General features: G+C 71.8%; 11 protein-coding genes and 1 pseudogene. 7 read left to right on the top strand and 5 right to left on the bottom strand.

Annotation, left to right across the window (positions count from 1 at the left end; translation table 11 throughout):
- The first annotated feature begins 56 nt into the window (after positions 1-56).
- Both G569_RS50230 and G569_RS65460 read left to right on the top strand, forming a co-directional pair.
- The gene (locus tag G569_RS50230) at positions 57-1,097 is read left to right on the top strand and encodes a DMT family transporter (RefSeq protein WP_053226740.1); all 1,041 of its coding nucleotides are present in this window, start codon (positions 57-59) and stop codon (positions 1,095-1,097) included.
- A complete protein-coding gene (locus tag G569_RS65460) occupies positions 1,094-1,960 on the top strand; it encodes an SDR family oxidoreductase (protein ID WP_028064874.1) in 867 nt (288 codons plus the stop codon). The genes G569_RS50230 and G569_RS65460 overlap by 4 nt, the downstream gene beginning before the upstream one ends.
- Before the next feature lie 51 nt (positions 1,961-2,011).
- Here the strand turns inward: G569_RS65460 and G569_RS61320 are convergent.
- Together G569_RS61320 and G569_RS0120945 are read right to left on the bottom strand one after the other, a co-directional pair.
- A pseudogene (locus G569_RS61320) lies at positions 2,012-2,827 on the bottom strand (type IV toxin-antitoxin system AbiEi family antitoxin domain-containing protein); the annotation flags it as partial.
- 49 nt (positions 2,828-2,876) lie between these two features.
- Positions 2,877-3,920: an HpcH/HpaI aldolase/citrate lyase family protein gene (locus G569_RS0120945; protein ID WP_028064872.1), complete on the bottom strand. Its 1,044-nt coding sequence runs from the start codon at positions 3,918-3,920 to the stop codon at positions 2,877-2,879.
- Between the two features lie 20 nt (positions 3,921-3,940).
- On the opposite strand from G569_RS0120945, the gene G569_RS0120940 reads away from it, so the two are divergent.
- From G569_RS0120940 to G569_RS0120925, 4 genes are all read left to right on the top strand, one after another.
- Positions 3,941-4,441 carry a MaoC family dehydratase gene (locus G569_RS0120940; RefSeq protein WP_028064871.1) on the top strand — a complete coding sequence of 167 codons (501 nt, stop codon included), beginning with the start codon at positions 3,941-3,943 and terminating at the stop codon, positions 4,439-4,441.
- A 159-nt stretch (positions 4,442-4,600) separates the two neighbouring features.
- Positions 4,601-6,436 (top strand): phosphoenolpyruvate carboxykinase (GTP), encoded by a 1,836-nt coding sequence (locus tag G569_RS0120935; protein WP_371683482.1) that lies wholly within the window; start codon positions 4,601-4,603, stop codon positions 6,434-6,436.
- Between the two features lie 10 nt (positions 6,437-6,446).
- The gene (locus G569_RS50225) at positions 6,447-11,162 is read left to right on the top strand and encodes an NAD-glutamate dehydrogenase (protein ID WP_037497996.1); all 4,716 of its coding nucleotides are present in this window, start codon (positions 6,447-6,449) and stop codon (positions 11,160-11,162) included.
- 538 nt (positions 11,163-11,700) lie between these two features.
- A complete protein-coding gene (locus G569_RS0120925) occupies positions 11,701-12,330 on the top strand; it encodes a hypothetical protein (RefSeq protein ID WP_028064869.1) in 630 nt (209 codons plus the stop codon).
- Here the strand turns inward: G569_RS0120925 and G569_RS0120920 are convergent.
- Positions 12,290-12,919 carry a hypothetical protein gene (locus G569_RS0120920; protein ID WP_028064868.1) on the bottom strand — a complete coding sequence of 210 codons (630 nt, stop codon included), beginning with the start codon at positions 12,917-12,919 and terminating at the stop codon, positions 12,290-12,292. The two genes, G569_RS0120925 and G569_RS0120920, sit on opposite strands and share 41 nt — an antisense overlap.
- Before the next feature lie 32 nt (positions 12,920-12,951).
- Positions 12,952-13,614, bottom strand: coding sequence for a peroxiredoxin (locus G569_RS0120915; RefSeq protein ID WP_028064867.1), 663 nt, complete (start codon positions 13,612-13,614; stop codon positions 12,952-12,954).
- A gap of 145 nt (positions 13,615-13,759) precedes the next feature.
- Between G569_RS0120915 and G569_RS58535 the strand changes: the two genes are divergently transcribed.
- Entirely contained in the window at positions 13,760-14,809 is a 1,050-nt protein-coding gene (locus G569_RS58535) for an alpha/beta hydrolase (protein ID WP_053226739.1), read from the top strand.
- Here G569_RS58535 and G569_RS58530 read toward each other — a convergent pair.
- On the bottom strand, positions 14,775-16,490 hold the full coding sequence (locus tag G569_RS58530; protein WP_053226738.1) for a glycosyltransferase: 1,716 nt from the start codon (positions 16,488-16,490) through the stop codon (positions 14,775-14,777). The genes G569_RS58535 and G569_RS58530 overlap by 35 nt on opposite strands.
- Positions 16,491-16,550: the final 60 nt, after the last annotated feature.

Genomic DNA, 16,550 nt, shown 5'->3' with positions numbered 1-16,550 from the left:
AATAGTGCGTAGAAATCGGAATCGACACTTGCGTGTTCGGGCGACACGATGCCGACATGCTCTTCAGCCTCGGCTCCGGCGCCGCCTTCGGCGCCATGGCGGTGTTCGGCAAACTCGCGTACGGCGAGGGCGCGACGGTGGGAACGCTCCTCGCGGTGCGCTTCGCGCTCGCCGCCGCACTGTTCTGGGCCGCGGGCGCCGCCGCGCGGGCGTGGCGCGCCCGCGACGCGCTCGACGTCCCGGGCCGGACCGCGCTGTCCCGCCCGGCCGTCGCCGCGCCGCCCCACCCGCGGCGCCCCGCGCCGTCCCGCCCGGCCGTCGCCGGGCCGCCCCACCCGCGGCGCCCCGCGCCGTCCCGCCCGGTCGTCACCGCGCCGCCCCGCCCGGCCGTCGCCGGGCCGCCCCACCCGCGGCTCTCGCGGCGCGACGTCCTCGCCGGCCTCGCCCTCGGGGCCGGCGGCTATGCACTCCAGGCCGGGTGCTACTTCGCCGCGCTCCAGCGGATCGACGCTTCGCTGCTCGCGCTGCTGGTCTACACGTTCCCGGGGATCGTGGCGGTGGCGGCGATCGCGCTCGGGCGCGAGCGGGCCGATTCGCGCCGGCTCGCCGCGCTGGTCGTCGCGCTCGGCGGGCTCGCGCTCCTGGTCGCCGGTGGGGCGGGCGCGCTCGACCCGCTCGGCGCGGCACTCGGCATGGTCGCAGCGGTCACCTACAGCGCGTACATCCTCGTCAGCGAGGGGATCGCGCGGCGGGTGCGCCCGCACGTGCTCGCCGCGCTGGTCTGCACGGGCGCGGCGATCGCGCTGACCGCCGGGTCGCTCGTGCTCGGCGATCTGCGTCCCGGCGAACTGACCGCCGCCGGGTGGGGGTGGCTCGCGGCGCTGGCGGCGATCTCCACCGTCGGGGCGATCGGGCTGTTCTTCGCGGGCCTCGCGCGCGTGGGACCGACGACCGCGTCGATCCTCGCGACGGTCGAGCCGCTCGTGACCGTCCTGCTGGCGTTCCTCGTGTTCTCCGAGACGCTGACGCAGCTCCAACTCGGCGGCGGGGCGCTCGTGCTCGCGGCCGCCGCCACCATCGGGAGGATGTCGACATGATCGCTCTTGTCACCGGTGCCACCCGCGGGGCCGGGCGCGGGATCGCGGTCGCGCTCGGCGAGGCCGGGTTCACCGTGTACTGCACCGGCCGGAGCACCCGCGAGCGACGCTCGGAGATCGACCGGCCCGAAACGATCGACGAGACCGCCGAGCTGGTCACCGAGGCCGGGGGCGTCGGCATCGCCGTGCCGACCGATCACCTCGACCCCGCGCAGGTCGCCGCGCTGCTCGACCGCATCGACGCCCTCGACGTCCTGGTGAACGACATCTGGGGCGCCGAACACCTCTTCGAGTTCGACACGCCCGTGTGGGAGCACGACCTCGACAACGGCCTGCGCCTGCTGCGCCTCGCGCTCGACACCCACCTGATCACGAGCCACCACGCGCTCCCGAAGCTCCGCCCCGGCGGCCTCGTGGTCGAGATGACCGACGGCACCGCCGCCTACAACGCCACCCGCTATCGCGTGAACCTCTTCTACGACCTGGCCAAGAACGCGGTCACGCGCATGGCATGGGCGCTCGCGCAGGAGCTCGGCGAGGACCGCACCGCGGTCGCCCTCACGCCGGGATGGCTGCGCAGCGAGACGATGCTCGAGCATCACGGCGTCACCGAGGCCACGTGGCGCGACTCACCCGTCCCGCACTTCTGCATCAGCGAATCCCCGCGCTTCGTCGGCCGCGCCGTCGCCGCGCTCGCCACCGACCCGGACGTCCACCGCTGGACCGGCCAGTCGTTGTCGAGCGGCCAACTCGCCCAGGTCTACGGCTTCACCGACCTCGACGGCACCCGCCCGGACTGCTGGCGCTACCTGACCGAGGTGCAGGAGGCCGGTCTCCCGGCCGACGACACCGGCTACCGCTGACAGCACCTCGCGCGGCCGCTCGTATACGGCGTCGGCGGGAAAGCGCAGCACCTCATAGCCCGCATCGCGCAGCGTCCGGTCGCGCCCGGCGTCGTCGAGGCGGGTGTGGGGGCGGCCGTGCGCGGGCCCGTCGATCTCCACCACGACGCCGGGCCAGCGGAAGTCCCGCTCGAACCCCTCGAAGCTCACGTTCACGAGCGGCTCCGGCAACTCGTGCACGAGCGCGAGGAACGCGTCCTCCGCCGCGCTGCGCGTCCCCGCGCTCCCGCCCGCATGCAGTTCCAGGGCGCGCTCGACGACCCACAGCCGCGGCCGCCCCCACACCCGCGCCATCGCGTCCCGGATCGCCGCCGGGACGAGCCGCCCGCGAAACGCGGCCTCGTGCATCACGTTCGCGAGCTGATGCGGCGTGAGCACGTCCGCCAGGTCGACGACCGTGCGGTGCATCGTCGTCACGGGAATGCCGCGATGGGTGGTGCGATCGATCACCGCCGCGCGATGGAACCGGACCCCGGGTCGGTCGCGGCGCTGGCGCGGGACGACCACGTCGATCACCGGCACCGCGAACCGGCTCACGTCAGAGTGCTTCGCTGCGGCGAACCGCGCGAGCGCCGCGCCCTCCCCGCCGCCCAGCACGGCCGCGAGCCAACGCGCCTCGCGCGCAAGCGCGTCGTGCCCCACGGCATAGACGCGCGGGCCGACGCGGTGGAGCTCGCCACGCCGCACGCGTTTGCTGATCGCGCTGTCCGTCAGGCCGAACGCACGCAGCTGCGCGGCCGTGACGAGGCCGTATTGCCGCGCCGCGACGTCCGCGAGCGACGGACGTCCGTTACGAAACTTGCCTGTGAGGACGGTTTCGTAACGCACGTCCTAAGGCTGGGACCCACCGCGTTATGGAACAAGACGCGTTTGTGACTTAACTGCCACCAAATCCATACGCCTCTGCCAATTCCGGGTCCTTGGCGGCGAGCAGTTCGGCGAGGTCGACCATGACCTTCGACTGCTTCCAGGTGGCGTCGTCCTGCATCTTGCCGTCGAGCATGTGCACGCCCGCGCCGTCGGGGATCGCCTCCAGCACCCGCCGCGCGAAGGCGACCTCGGACGGCTCGGGGGAGAAGACCTTCTTGGCGATGGTGATCTGGTTCGGGTGCAGCGACCAGGCGCCGACGCACCCCATCAGGTACGCCCCGCGGAACTGGGCCTCGCAGCCGTCGAGGTCGCGAATGTCGCCGAACGGCCCGTAGAACGGGAAGATCCCGGCGGCGGCGCAGGCGTCGACCATGCGGCCGATCGTGTAGTGCCAGAGATCCTGCTGGTAGGAGGCCCGCGACTCGCCGGGGTCCGCGAGGACCCGGTAACCCGGATGCCCGCCGCCCACCCGCGTGGTCTTCATCCGCCGCGAGGCGGCCAGATCCGCCGGCCCCAAAGACATCCCCTGCATGCGCGGCGACGCCACCGCGATCTCCTCGACGTTGGCCACGCCCTGCGCGGTCTCGAGGATCGCATGGACGAGGATCGGACGTTCCAGCCCCGCGCGTGCTTCCAATTGCGCGAGCAGCCGATCCACGTAGTGGATGTCCCAGGGACCTTCGACCTTCGGAACCATCACCACGTCCAGGCGCGAGCCGATCTCTGTGACCAATGTCACCAGGTCGTCGAGCACCCACGGCGATTCGAGCGCGTTCACCCGCGTCCAGAGCGGTGTTGAACCGAGATCGATCTCACGCCCGGCGCGAACCAGGCCCGCCCGCGCGGCCTCCTTGCGATCGGCGGGAATCGCGTCCTCGAGATTGCCCAGCAGGATGTCCGCCGAGGCGACCATATCCGGCAGCCGGCCGAGCATCTTCTCGTTCGACGGGTCGAAGAAATGGATCATCCGCATCGGCCCGACAGGGATCTCGCGGAGGGGTTCAGGAGCGCCGATCGCGAGCGGCGCGAAGTGCGAGCGAGGGTTGCGCATCCCGGGCATCATGGCGCTCTATGACCCCTGTTGACACCGATGGCGCCACCCGCGAGGCGTCCGGCGCGCACCCCTACGGGCGCTACTTCGAGGAGTTCGAGGTCGGCGCGATCTACAAGCACTGGCCGGCCAAGACGGTCACCGAGGCGGACGATCACCTGTTCTGCCTGTTGACGATGAACCACCACCCGCTGCACATCAACGACGTGTACGCGGCGGCCTCCCAGCAGGGCAAGAACGTCGTCGTCGGGCCCTACGTGTACAGCCTCGCGCTGGGGATGTCCGTGTCCGACATCAGCGGCAAGGCGATCGCCAACCTCGCCACCCAGGAGCTCAGCCATCCGAATCCCGTCTTCCACGGCGACACGTTGTTTGCGGAGACAGAAGTGCTGGAAAAGAAGGAGTCCAGGAGCAAGCCCGACCGCGGCACCGTGCTCGTCCACACCCGGGTTCTGAACCAGGAGGGAACCCTTGTGGCTGAGTTCAAGCGCCTTGTGCTCGTCCCCAAGCGAGAAGTTTGAACGGGGCTGGCAAAACCCCCCAGAGCGCACCAGACGTTCGTCTGGTGGTGTTCCGGGGAAGCCTCGCGTAAGCTTGAGCTCGGCGGAGTGATCGATCTGGCGCGTTGACGTTCAATCGCGGCGGATCGGTCGTTCGTTTCCCACAAGGTTTGTAGTGCCCTGCCAAACCCCGCGAATGTCCAAGAGAGGTCGAACGCCCAAGTGACCATCGAGACCACCGTCCCCACCAAGAACAAGAAGCTCCTCGCCTGGGTGGAGGAGGTGGCCGAGTTGACGCAGGCGTCAGCGATCCACTGGTGCGACGGCTCCGCGGAGGAGTACGACGCGCTGTGCCAGGAGCTCGTCGACGCCGGCACCTTCGAGAAGCTCTCCGAGGCCAAGCGCCCGAACTCCTATCTGGCCCGCTCCGACCCGGGCGACGTCGCTCGTGTCGAGGACCGGACCTTCATCTGCAGCACGGAGCCCGAGGACGCCGGTCCGAACAACAACTGGCATGACCCGGCCGACATGCGGGTCGTCCTCAAGCACAAGTTCAACGGCGCGATGCGCGGCAGGACGATGTACGTCGTCCCGTTCTCCATGGGCCCGCTCGGCTCGCCGATCGCCGAGATCGGCATCCAGCTCACGGACAGCGCCTATGTGGCGGTCTCGATGCGGATCATGACCCGCATGGGCAAGCGCGCCCTCGACGTGCTCGGCGAGGACGGCACCTTCGTTCCCTGCCTGCACACGGTCGGCGCCCCCCTCAAGAAGGGCGAGAAGTCGGCGGCTTGGCCGTGCAACGAGGAGAAGTACATCGTCCACTTCCCCGAGACGCGCGAGATCTGGTCCTACGGCTCCGGCTACGGCGGCAACGCGCTCCTGGGCAAGAAGTGCTTCGCCCTGCGGATCGCGTCGGTCATGGCCCGCGACGAGGGCTGGCTGGCCGAGCACATGCTGATCCTCAAGCTCACCTCCCCCGAGGGCAAGGTCAAGTACATCGGCGGCGCCTTCCCGAGCGCCTGCGGCAAGACCAACCTCGCGATGCTCGTCCCGACGATCGAGGACTGGGAGGTCGAGACCGTCGGCGATGACATCGCGTGGATGAAGTTCGGCTCCGACGGCAAGCTCTACGCCGTCAATCCCGAGTACGGGTTCTTCGGTGTCGCGCCCAACACGGCGCGCAAGACGAACCCGAACGCGATGGACACGATCGAGCGCAACACGATCTTCACCAACTGCGCCAAGACCGACGACGGCGACATCTGGTGGGAGGGCATGTCCGGCGAGACCCCGGACCACCTGATCGACTGGAAGGGCAACGACTGGACGCCCGAGACCGGGACGCCCGCCGCCCACCCCAACGCCCGCTTCACGACGCCGGCGGCCCAGTGCCCGTCGATCGCCGACGAGTGGGAGGACCCGAAGGGCGTGCCGATCGACGCCTTCCTCTTCGGCGGCCGCCGTTCGAGCGGCGCCCCCTTGGTCCGCGAGGCCTTCGACTGGGAGCACGGCGTCTTCCTCGGCGCGACGATGAGCTCCGAGAAGACCGCGGCCGCCGCCGGCACCGTCGGCGAGCTGCGCTTCGACCCGATGGCGATGCTCCCGTTCTGCGGCTACAACATGGCCGACTACTTCGCGCACTGGCTCAAGCTCAACGAGCGCGACGACGTCCAGCTGCCGCGGATCTTCCACGTCAACTGGTTCCGCAAGGACGCCGACGGCAAGTTCCTGTGGCCGGGCTTCGGCGAGAACTCGCGCGTGCTCGCGTGGGTGTTCCGCCGCTGCGACGGCGAGGCGCAGGCGAACGAGACGCCGATCGGCTTCGTGCCGAGCCCGGAGCACCTCGAGCTCAACGGGCTCGACCACGCCCGCGTGGCCGAGGCGCTGAGCGTCGACCTCGACGAGGCGCGCGCGGAGCTCGAGCAGACCGCGGCCCATCTCGACGGCTTCGGCGCCGCCCTGCCCACGCCTATCCGTCAGCAGTTCGAAGCGCTGAAGACCCGCCTGAGCTAAGTTCACTCGAGTGAGCCTCGCGGAGGAGACCGAGGCAGGCTCAACCGAGTACCGGGACCGCCTGCTGACCCTCGTGGGTGACCACGGGGGTGACACCGCACGCGCGTTCGCGGCCGCATACGTCCGCCGGTTGTCCACCGACGGCATCTCGCCCGAGCACCTCGCCGCAGAGGTGCTCGGGGCGTATGGCTTCGCGAACGAGCGTGGCCGCGCGCCGATCGGCGTGCGCGCCTTCAATCCGACCCTCGGCGACGAGGGCTATGAGCCCCTGGGCTCGGTCGTCGAGACCAACACCGACGACTGGCCGTTCCTCGTGGACAGCGTGTCCGCGGCGCTCGAGCGCCGCGGCGAGCACGTCGCGCGGCTCGTGCACCCGATCATCGGCATCACGCGCGAGGACGGGCACATCGCGAGCGTCTCGCACGCCCGCAACGCGATCCATCGCGAGTCGGTCATGCACTTCGACCTCGCCCGCAAGCTCACCGACCGTGAGCTGCAGGAGGTCGAGAACGACATCAAGGCGGTGCTGCTCGCCGTCCGCGCCACGGTCACCGACTTCGGCGCGATGACGCAGCGGGTGGAGTCGATGATCGGCCTCGCCCGCAAGGCGAGCACGCGCTACGACAGCGACGAGGTGCGCGAGGCGGTCGACTTCCTCGCCTGGCTGCTGCGCGGGAACTTCGTCCTGCTCGGCGCGCGCGAGTACGAGATCCGCGACGACGCCTACCGCTGCATCCCCGGCTCCGGCCTCGGCATCCTGGCGGACGAGGAGCGCTCGGCGTACGCGCAGCCGGTCCCGCTGTCGAAACTCAGCGAGCGCCAGCGGATGCTCGCCACCACCGGCGACCTGCTGATCGTCGACAAGGCCAACGCGCGCTCCCCGGTCCACCGCCACGAGCGGATGGACTACGTCGGCGTGCGCCGTGTCACGCCCGACGGTGAGATCGCGGGCGAGGCGCGCCTGCTCGGCCTGTTCACCTCCAAGGCCTACACCGAGCCGGCGTCCGAGACGCCTGTGCTCCATCGCAAGCTGCGTCGCGTGCTCGAGGCCGAGGACCTGATCGAGGGCTCGCACGACTACAAGGGTGCGGTCGCGCTGTTCGACACGTTCCCGAAGGACGAGCTGTTCGCCGCACCGGTCGACGACCTCCGCCGCGCCGTCGTCGCGCTGCTGCGACTGGAAGGCACGGACCGAGTACGGCTGCTCGGCCGCCCGGCCCAGGACCGCCGCAGCGCCTCGTTCATCATCTCGCTCCCGCGCGACCGCTACCGGACCGCGCTGATCGACCGCGTGCGCAAGCTGTTCATGCGCCGCTTCCACGCCGACGACGTCGAGGCCCAGCACGTGCTGGGCGAGGGGACGCGCGTGCGCGTGCACTTCCTCGTCCACGCGCCCGCCGGGCTGCCGGAGATCGAGAACGCCGAGCTCGAGCGCGAGGTCGTCCAGCTCGCCCGCACGTGGGACGACGCGCTGCGCGACACGATGGTCGAGCGCTTCGGCGGCCCGCACGCGCGGCTGCTGCACTCGATCTGGGCGGGGGTGCTGCCCGAGCACTACAAGGGCTACACGGCGCCGCAGACGGCGGCGCTGGACATCGCGCTGCTCGAGCAGCTCGCCGAGGACGGGCCGTTCCTCGTCTCGCTGCAGCCGCTCAAGGAGCACACCCGCGTCGCGCTCTACGTGCGCGGGCCGAAGGTCGAGCTCGGCGACGCGCTGCCGATGCTCGAGGACCTCGGGCTGCGGGTCATCGAGGAGATCTCGACGCGGTTGATCGGCGACGCCGAGACGTGGGTGCAGGAGTTCCGCGTGCTGGGGCCGGACGGCGGGCCGCTGGACATCGACGCGCTCGGCTCGCGCGTGGCGGAGCTGCTCGCCGCCGTGCATCGCGGCGACGCCGAGACCGACAACCTCAACCGGCTCGTGATCACGGCGGGCCTGGACCGTCGCCAGGTCGCGATCCTGCGCGCCTACCGCAAGTACCGCGCGCGGGTCGGCTCGCGGTTCACCGAGAGCTACCAGAACGACGTGCTGGTCGCGAACTCCAAGGTCACCGCCAAGCTCGTGAGGTTCTTCGAGTTGCGCTTCGACCCGGACATCGAGACCGACGAGGCGGCCGAGACCGCGCTGCGCGACGAGATCCTCGCCGATCTGGAGGACGTGGCCTCGCTCGACCACGACCGGATCCTGCGCAACCAGCTGACGGTGATCGAGGCGACGCTGCGCACCAACGCGTACAACCCCGACCGGGCCGCGCTGGCGTTCAAGCTGCGCTCCAAGGACGTGCCGGCGATGCCACAACCGGCGCCGGCGTTCGAGATCTACGTCTACTCGCCCGCGGTCGAGGGCATCCACCTGCGCGGCGGCGCGATCGCCCGCGGCGGTCTGCGGTGGTCGGATCGGCAGGACTACCGCACCGAGGTCTACGGCCTCATGCGCGCGCAGCTGACCAAGAACGCCGTGATCGTGCCCGCGGGGGCGAAGGGCGGGTTCTATATCAAGGGCGACGGGGCGGTCGAGGACCACTATGTCACCTTCATCCGGTCACTTCTGAGCGTCACCGACAACCTCGTCGACGGCGAGGTCGTCCATCCGGAGCGGGTGCGCGTGCGCGACGGGGACGACACCTACCTCGTCGTCGCCGCCGACAAGGGCACGGCGACGTTCAGCGATACCGCCAACCGCGTCTCGCAGGAGTACGGGTTCTGGCTCGACGACGCGTTCGCGTCCGGCGGCTCGGCGGGCTATGACCACAAGGCGCTCGGCATCACCGCGAAGGGCGCGTGGGAGTCGGTGAAGCGGCATTTCAAGGAGCTCGGCGTCGACACGCAGGCGGATGAGTTCACCGTCGTCGGCATCGGCGACATGAGCGGCGACGTGTTCGGCAACGGCATGTTGTTGAGCGAGCACATCCGGCTCGTGGCCGCCTACGACCACCGCCACATCTTCATCGACCCGGTGCCGGACGCGGCGACCGGCTTCGCCGAGCGCACGCGGCTCTTCGAGACGCCGCGCTCCTCCTGGGACGACTACTCGCGCGAGCTGATCTCCGAAGGCGGCGGCGTGTTCCCGCGCAGCGCGAAGTCGATCCCGCTCTCGCCGCAGGCGCGTGAGGCGCTGGGCATCGACGCGTCCTCGCTGGCGCCCAACGACCTGATCCGCGCGGTGCTGCGGGCGCCGGTCGACCTGTTCTGGAACGGTGGCATCGGCACCGTCGTGAAGGCTTCGGTGGAGAGCGACGCCGACGCCGCGGACCGATCGTCGGACGCGATCCGCGTCAACGCGAACGAGCTGCGGGCGAAGGTCGTGGGCGAGGGCGGCAATCTCGGCTTCACCCGCCGCGCGCGGGTCGAGTACGCCGCCGGCGGCGGGCGCATCAACGCCGACTTCATCGACAACTCGGCGGGCGTGGACTGCTCCGACCACGAGGTCAACCTGAAGATCCTGCTCGGCTTGGCGGAGCGGCGGGGCGAGTTGACCCGGGCCGAACGCGACGAGCTGCTCTTCGACGTCACCGAGGACGTCACGCGGCACGTGTTGTACGACAGCTTCCTGCAGGCGCAGATCATCGCCCAGGAGGTCGATCGCTCGGCCTCGCGGCTGTACGCCTACGAGGATCTGATGACGCTGCTCGAGGAGTCCCGGATCTTCGACCGGGCGAGCGAGGACCTGCCCACGGGCGAGGAGATCGGCGAGCGGCGGCGGTCAGGGCGCGGGATGGAGCGGCCCGAGCTGGCGATCCTCGTCGCCTACTCGAAGCGGCTGCTGGCGCGGGCGCTCGAGCAGTCGCGCTTCGTCGAGGAGCCGTGGCTGGAGCGCGACCTGCGCGAGTACTTCCCGGCCGCGGTCGTCACCCGCTTCGGGCACCTGCTCGCCGACCACCCGCTCAAGCGCCAGCTGATCTGCATGGTCAACTCCAACCAGGTCGTCAACGCGCTCGGGCCGACGTTCGTGTCGCAGCTGCTGGCCGAACGCGGCGCCGAGGCGGCGGACGTCGTGCGCGCCTTCCGGATCGCCCGGGCGGTGACCGGCGCCGACGCGCGCTGGGAGGTCGTCGAGCGGCTCGAAGGGGTCGACAAGGCACCGCAGCTCGAGCTGATGGGCGGGGTCGACCGGCTCGTCGAAGAGGTCACCCGCTGGTACCTCGCCTGGGAGCCGGAGGGTGACATCGAGGAGACGATCGTCGCCGGCCGCGACGGCTTCGAGCGGCTGGCCGCCGTGCTGGGCGAGCTCGGCTCCGACGAGCGGCGGCGCCGGCGCGAGCAGACCGCCGAGCGGATGATCGGCCTGGGCGTCCCCGAGCCGCTGGCGCGGGCCCACGCGGTGCGGCCCGAGCAGCGCTACGCGCCGGACATGGTCTGGGTCGCGGGCTCGACCGGCTGCGCGATCGAGGAGGTCGCCGAGGTCTTCTTCGAAGTCGGTGCCGAGCTGCGCCTCGACTGGATGGAGACCGAGCTCGAGCGAGTCCCGGCGACGTCGAGGATGCAGCGGTGGGCGCTGCAGGCCGTGCGCGAGGACGCCGCCCAGGTGCGCCGCGAGCTCGCGGGCGGCGTGCTCGCCGAGACCCAGCCGGGTTCGGCGTCCGAGCGCGTGCAGGCCTACCTGGCCGATCGCGGCGACGCCCGTCGGCGCCTCGAGGCGTTCCTGCGGTCGTTGTCGCGCGAGGGCGAGCCGGACCTCGCGGGGCTCACGCTGGCCGTCCGGCAACTCCGGACGTTGGTCGCCTAGGTTCGGCGAAGCATGGTCGGTCCGACCGCGTTGGTGCAGCCGCCAGTGGCTCGGACCGGCCGCGCTCGCGATGCGGCCCTCTGGGCCGTGAGCAGCGGGGGTGGTGCGAGACGCTGCGGATGTGCCGCCGCGGGCGCACCGGAATGCTTCGCCGGGCCTCAGGTGGGTGGGTCGCCGCGCTGGTCAGGCGCGGCGACCCGGCACCGGGTTCGGTCCACGGGTTCGGTGTGGGGGAAGAACGCGTGGTCCGGGGTTGCGGAGAGGTGGTCAACCTCCACGGCGGCAGCTTTCCGCGTGCGCGCGCAAGTACCTATCGCTCTCGGGGGTGAAACAGATCACCCCTTAAAGAGGAACGGCCGCCGCGCTGGTCAGGCGCGACGGCCGGGGAGAATCGAGGCCGGCGAGTGTCGGGGAGGAGAGGAAGGGACTGCCCGGGGGCCTTGTGTGTCTGTAAGAGGCATATTGGCCTGCGCCAGATACATCTCCTATCGCCTAGAGGGGTGAACCGGATCACCCCTGCCGGTACCGTTGCAAGGAGATGCTCGCGCTGCTCGCCGCCGCAGCCTTCATGGCGCCCCCCGCGTGCGCGGCCGATTCGCCCGCCTCGCTGTCGCTGACCGGGCTTCCAGCCGTCGCGATCACCGGCAAGGCGTACGCGGCCACGCTGTCGGGCGATGGGCCGGTGGTCGACTCGGCCGGTTCGGACATCGGCATCAAGGACGCGAACGGGCGGGGCTGGAACGCGCACTTCGAGTACGCGCGCGGGGTGACGCAACCGTTCAGCCTCTCGCTCGCCCGCTCGCCGTTCACGGTCACCGCGTCATGGACCGAGCCCGGGCCGTGCCTCCGCACGGTGACGGTGTCGCTGCCGACGCAGCGGCGGATCCTCGCCGTGGTGGCGTGCAAGCGGGGCGCGACGGCGCCGGCGGGGCTCACCCTGCGCTGCGACGGGCCGCGGCTGCGCCTGGGCTCGTTGACCTGGAGCGGGTGGAACGGTGCGAAGCCGGTCGGGCATGGGCGGTTGAACGGTCGTCCCGTCCGGGTGACGCTGTCGCGCCCGGATGAATGCTCTGAGGTCGACGGCTTCATCTACACCCGCGCGACGGTCAAGACCGCCGCGCGGACGCTCAAGCTGCCGGTCGACTGTCCGCTTCCACCGCGGTCATGAAGAGGTCGATCGGCCCCGGCCCGGTGCCGAGGCGCTCGTCGATGAAGTCCTGATTGAGCTCCATCGCGTCGAAGTCCTTCCAGATGCGGTCGTCGCCCACGCAGCTGTACTGGTGACACGGCGGCGGGCGGTCCTCGTAGATCAGGCAGGCGTGGGTCTCGGGCTCGGACTGGTGGCAGTAGCCGTCCGGGCCGTGCCGGTTGAAGTACGGGCGCCCGAGGTCCCACTTGATCGGCCCGCCGGACTCGACCTCGTCGATGCTCAGCGGGAAGCGCAGCCGGCAGCAGACCGCCTTGCAGATGTGCAGCCGCGCGGAGCAGTCCACCGGCGGGCCGTCGGTCGGGTCGTCGGCGTCGTCGACGCGGATCGCGACGTCGACGTCGGTCTTTGTCTCCGGACGGACCGCGTTGACCGCGGCGACGAGCTCGGACGGCTCGACGACCCCACGTTCGATCAACAGCTCGACGAGGCCGCGGATGATCGCCTCGTTCTCGCCGGCACGGTTGGCGTGCTCGGCCAGCAGGGCGTGATTGAACACATGCCCTCGTTCGACCTGCCTCTCCAGCTCCCGCAGCGGGTCGGGCTCCATGGCCCGACCCTACTGAGGGGCGCGTTTACAAGCTAGCCCTGCGGCTGCGGGACGATCCGGATGTACGGGCGCGGCTCCTTCCACCCGTCCGGGTACGTCTCCTTGGCCTCGTCGTTGGAGACCGAGCCGGCGATGACGACGTCATCGCCCTGCTGCCACTGGGCCGGCGTGGCGACCTTGTGCTTGGCGGTCAGCTGCAGGCTGTCCACGACGCGCAGGATCTCGTCGAAGTTGCGGCCGGTCGTCATCGGGTAGACGAGGATCAGCTTGACCGTCTTGTCCGGGCCGATCACGAACACGTTGCGGACGGTGGCGTTGTTCGCGGGCGTGCGGGCCGTCGGGTCACCCTCGACGTCGGCGGGCAGCATCCCGTAGAGCTTGGACACGTTGAAGTCGTGATCGCCGATCATCGGGTAGTTGGGGCGGAAGCCCTGCGTCTCCTCGATGTCGTCCGACCACTTCTCGTGGTTGGACACCGGATCGACCGACAGGCCGATGATCTTCACGCCGCGGGCGTCGAACTCCGGCTTGATCTTGGCCAGGTAGCCGAGCTCGGTCGTGCAGATCGGGGTGAAGTCACGCGGGTGTGAGAACAGCACGGTCCACGAGTCGCCGATCCAGTCGTGGAAGGAGATGCGGCCTTCCGTGGTATCGGCTTCGAAATCGGGAGCAACGGAGCCAATTGACAGTGCCATGTGTGGCGGTCTCCTCTAGGGCGGGGGCGAGGCGGCGGGACCCAACCTCTATACACGGTCGAGTTTAGGGTACTTCGCGAATGCGACCGGTCTGAGGCGGGCAGGCCGCATCGACGCGCGGCGGAGCTGACGAGACCGTATCTGCATGACGACGACCGTGGTGAAACTCTTGCGCCCTGGGGTGCGCGCCGGGCTCGCGCTGCTCGCCGCGATAGCGTTGACCGTCTACGGCGTGCTGCACACGGCGTACGGCGGAGTCGTCCTCGGCGTCCCGACCGCGCTGGTCGGTCTGTCCCTCCTCGGGCTGGCGGCATGGATCCCCTGGCACGCGCGCGGGAGCGGGTCGTGGCGCAGCCGGGCCGTGGCCGTGCCGGCGCTCCTGCTCGGGCTCTTCTACGTCGTGCTGCCCCTGAGCATCGGGATCACCGAGACGCAGAAGTGGCGCTCGGATGTCGGCTCGCCGCCCAGCGCCGCGTATCGCGACGTCTCGTTCCGGGCGGCCGACGGCGTGCGGATCTCCGGGTGGTACAGGCCGTCGCGCAACGGCGCGACGGTGCTGGTGGCGCACGGCGGCGGGTCCGACCGGCGCGGGTCGGTCGCGCACGCCTCGATGCTCGCCCGCCACGGCTACGGCGTGCTCCTGTGGGACGCGCGCGGTCGCGGCCGCAGCGAGGGCCGGCAGAACGCGTGGGGCTGGGGCTGGTCGCGCGACGTGGAGGGCGCGCTCGCGTTCCTGCGGCGGCAGCCCGGCGTCGACATGTCCCGGGTGGGCGGGCTCGGCCTCTCGACCGGCGCGGACGTGCTCGTCCAGGTCGCGGGGACGAGCGGCGGCCTGCGCGCCGTCGTGGCCGACGGCACCGTCGCGTCCTCCTTCGCGGACGTGCGCCGCGTCTACGGCGTCGACGCGATCACGCCGTTCTTCGCGGCCGAGTTCGCGGCGGTGCGCCTGACGTCGGGTACGAGGCCCGGCCCGACCCTGGAGGACGTGGTGCCGCACATCACCGCGCCGACGCTGCTCGTCGCCGCCGGCCCGCAGGAACGGGACGCGGGCCGCGTCTATGACCGCGCGGCGGGCGACGCTCCCGTCGACGTCTGGTATCTGCCGAAGGTCGGCCACACGGCCGCGATCCGCGAGGTCGCGGACGAGTACGAGCGCCGCGTCACCGCGTTCCTCGACGCCGCACTTCTGGGATGAGCGGCGCGAGCGTGCGAGCGCGCAGGCATCCCGCCCAGACGCCCGCGGTGTAGGCGAGGTCGTCTGCGACACGCAGCGCGGTGAAGCGCGCGGGGTCCAGCGCGGGACGCCGTGTCGCGTAATCGGTGGCGGAACCGGCGAGCAGCGCTCCGGCGAGGAACCGCCGCCCGCGTCCGGTCGTGGCCAGTGCGGGCGCGTGTGCGCGCCAGGCGGCGTCGGCGATCTGCCGCGCCGTCCGCGCCCGCGCCTCGAGGGCGAGCGCGGCCGGCGACGAGCGGCGCAACACGTCGTGCGGTAGCGCGGCGAGAAGCGCGAGGCGCGGGCGGCCGGCGAGGGCGAGCGCCCACGGGAGCAGCGCGTCGCGTCCGACGACGACGTGCCGCATCTTCCCGGGATGCCGCCGTGCGAGCGGCCCGGCCGACGAGCCGTACGCCGCGCGCTGGCGCAGCCAAGCGCGGAGCGTCGCCCGGTGGGGGTGCTCGACGACGCTCGCGGGCTCGTACCGGACGGTCCACCCGGCCGCGGCAAGGCGCCACACGAGGTCGACGTCCTCCCCGAACCGCAACGAGGGGTCGAAGGGGGCCGCCAAGGCCGCGGCGGCGGGCGACGAGGGCGCGGCGGCGGGCGACGAGGTGACGGCGGCGGGCGACGAGGTGACGGCGGCGGGCGACGAGGTGACGGCGGCGGGCGGCGAGGGCGCGGGCGGCGAGCCGGCGCGCGGCGAGGTCGGGGCCGCGGGGGCGGCGCCGGCGAGGGCGTCGCGGCGGACGACGAGCGCGGCGGCGGGCACGTAGCCGACGCGGCGGCCCGGGCCGACGATCCCCGGGTCGGGGCCGAGGTCGAGCGGCGAGCGGACGGCCTCGTAGCGCGCGAGCGCCGACCGGCCTGCCGGAACGCGCACGCGCGGCGCGACCGCGCCCACCCGCGGGTCGGCGAAGTGCGCGAGCAGCGGCTCGAGCCATCCCGCCGTGGGGAGCGTGTCCGAGTCCAGGAACGCGACGAACGGCGCGTCCGTTGCCGCGACGCCGTCGTTGCGGGCCGCCGCCGGCCCGCCGCTGACATCGCGGCGGATGACGCGCACGGAGGCCGCGCGGGGCGGGGTGGGCGGCGCCGGAGCGGGTGCCGGCGGGGCCGCGCGGAGTGGGGCGGGTGCCGGCGGGGCGGCGCGGGGTGGGGCGGGCGCCGGCGAGGCCGCGCGGGGCGGGGCGGGCGCCGGCGGGGCCGCGCGGGGTGGGGCGGGTGCCGGCGGGGCCGCGCGGAGTGGGGCGGGCGCCGGCGAGGCCGCGCGGGGTGGGGCGGGCGCCGGAGAGGCCGCGCGGGCGGGGGTGGCGATCGGCGCCCGCGAGGCGTCGTCGACGATCACGATCTCGCGGCAGGGGCCGACTCGCTCCAGGCACGCGGCCAGCTCGTCCGGGCGGTCGCGGACCGGGATCACGATCGCGACGTCGCGCGGGGAGACGTCGCCGGCGGCAAAGCGGGGGTGGGCGAGCTCGGCCGAGACAAGGCGCTCCGCGAGGGCGCGGGCGCCGGCGCTCGTGCCCACCGGCGCGCCCGCTCGCCACCCGGCGACCAGCTCCGCGCCCGCCGCGGTCAACCGCAGCAGGCGGGTCGGGCGGCCGCCGATCAACACGCGCCCGCCTTCCAGCGTTCGGGCCGACGGATCGAAGACCAGCGTGGTCATGCCCGCCGAGACGCTAGCGTCCCACCTGTGAACACTCGCGGCAGAACCGGGATGCCCGAA

Source organism: Solirubrobacter soli DSM 22325, from assembly GCF_000423665.1.
GTDB lineage: Bacteria > Actinomycetota > Thermoleophilia > Solirubrobacterales > Solirubrobacteraceae > Solirubrobacter > Solirubrobacter soli.
The sequence above is the reverse complement of the archived record's forward strand: the minus strand, read 5'-3'. Positions and strand labels throughout refer to the sequence as shown.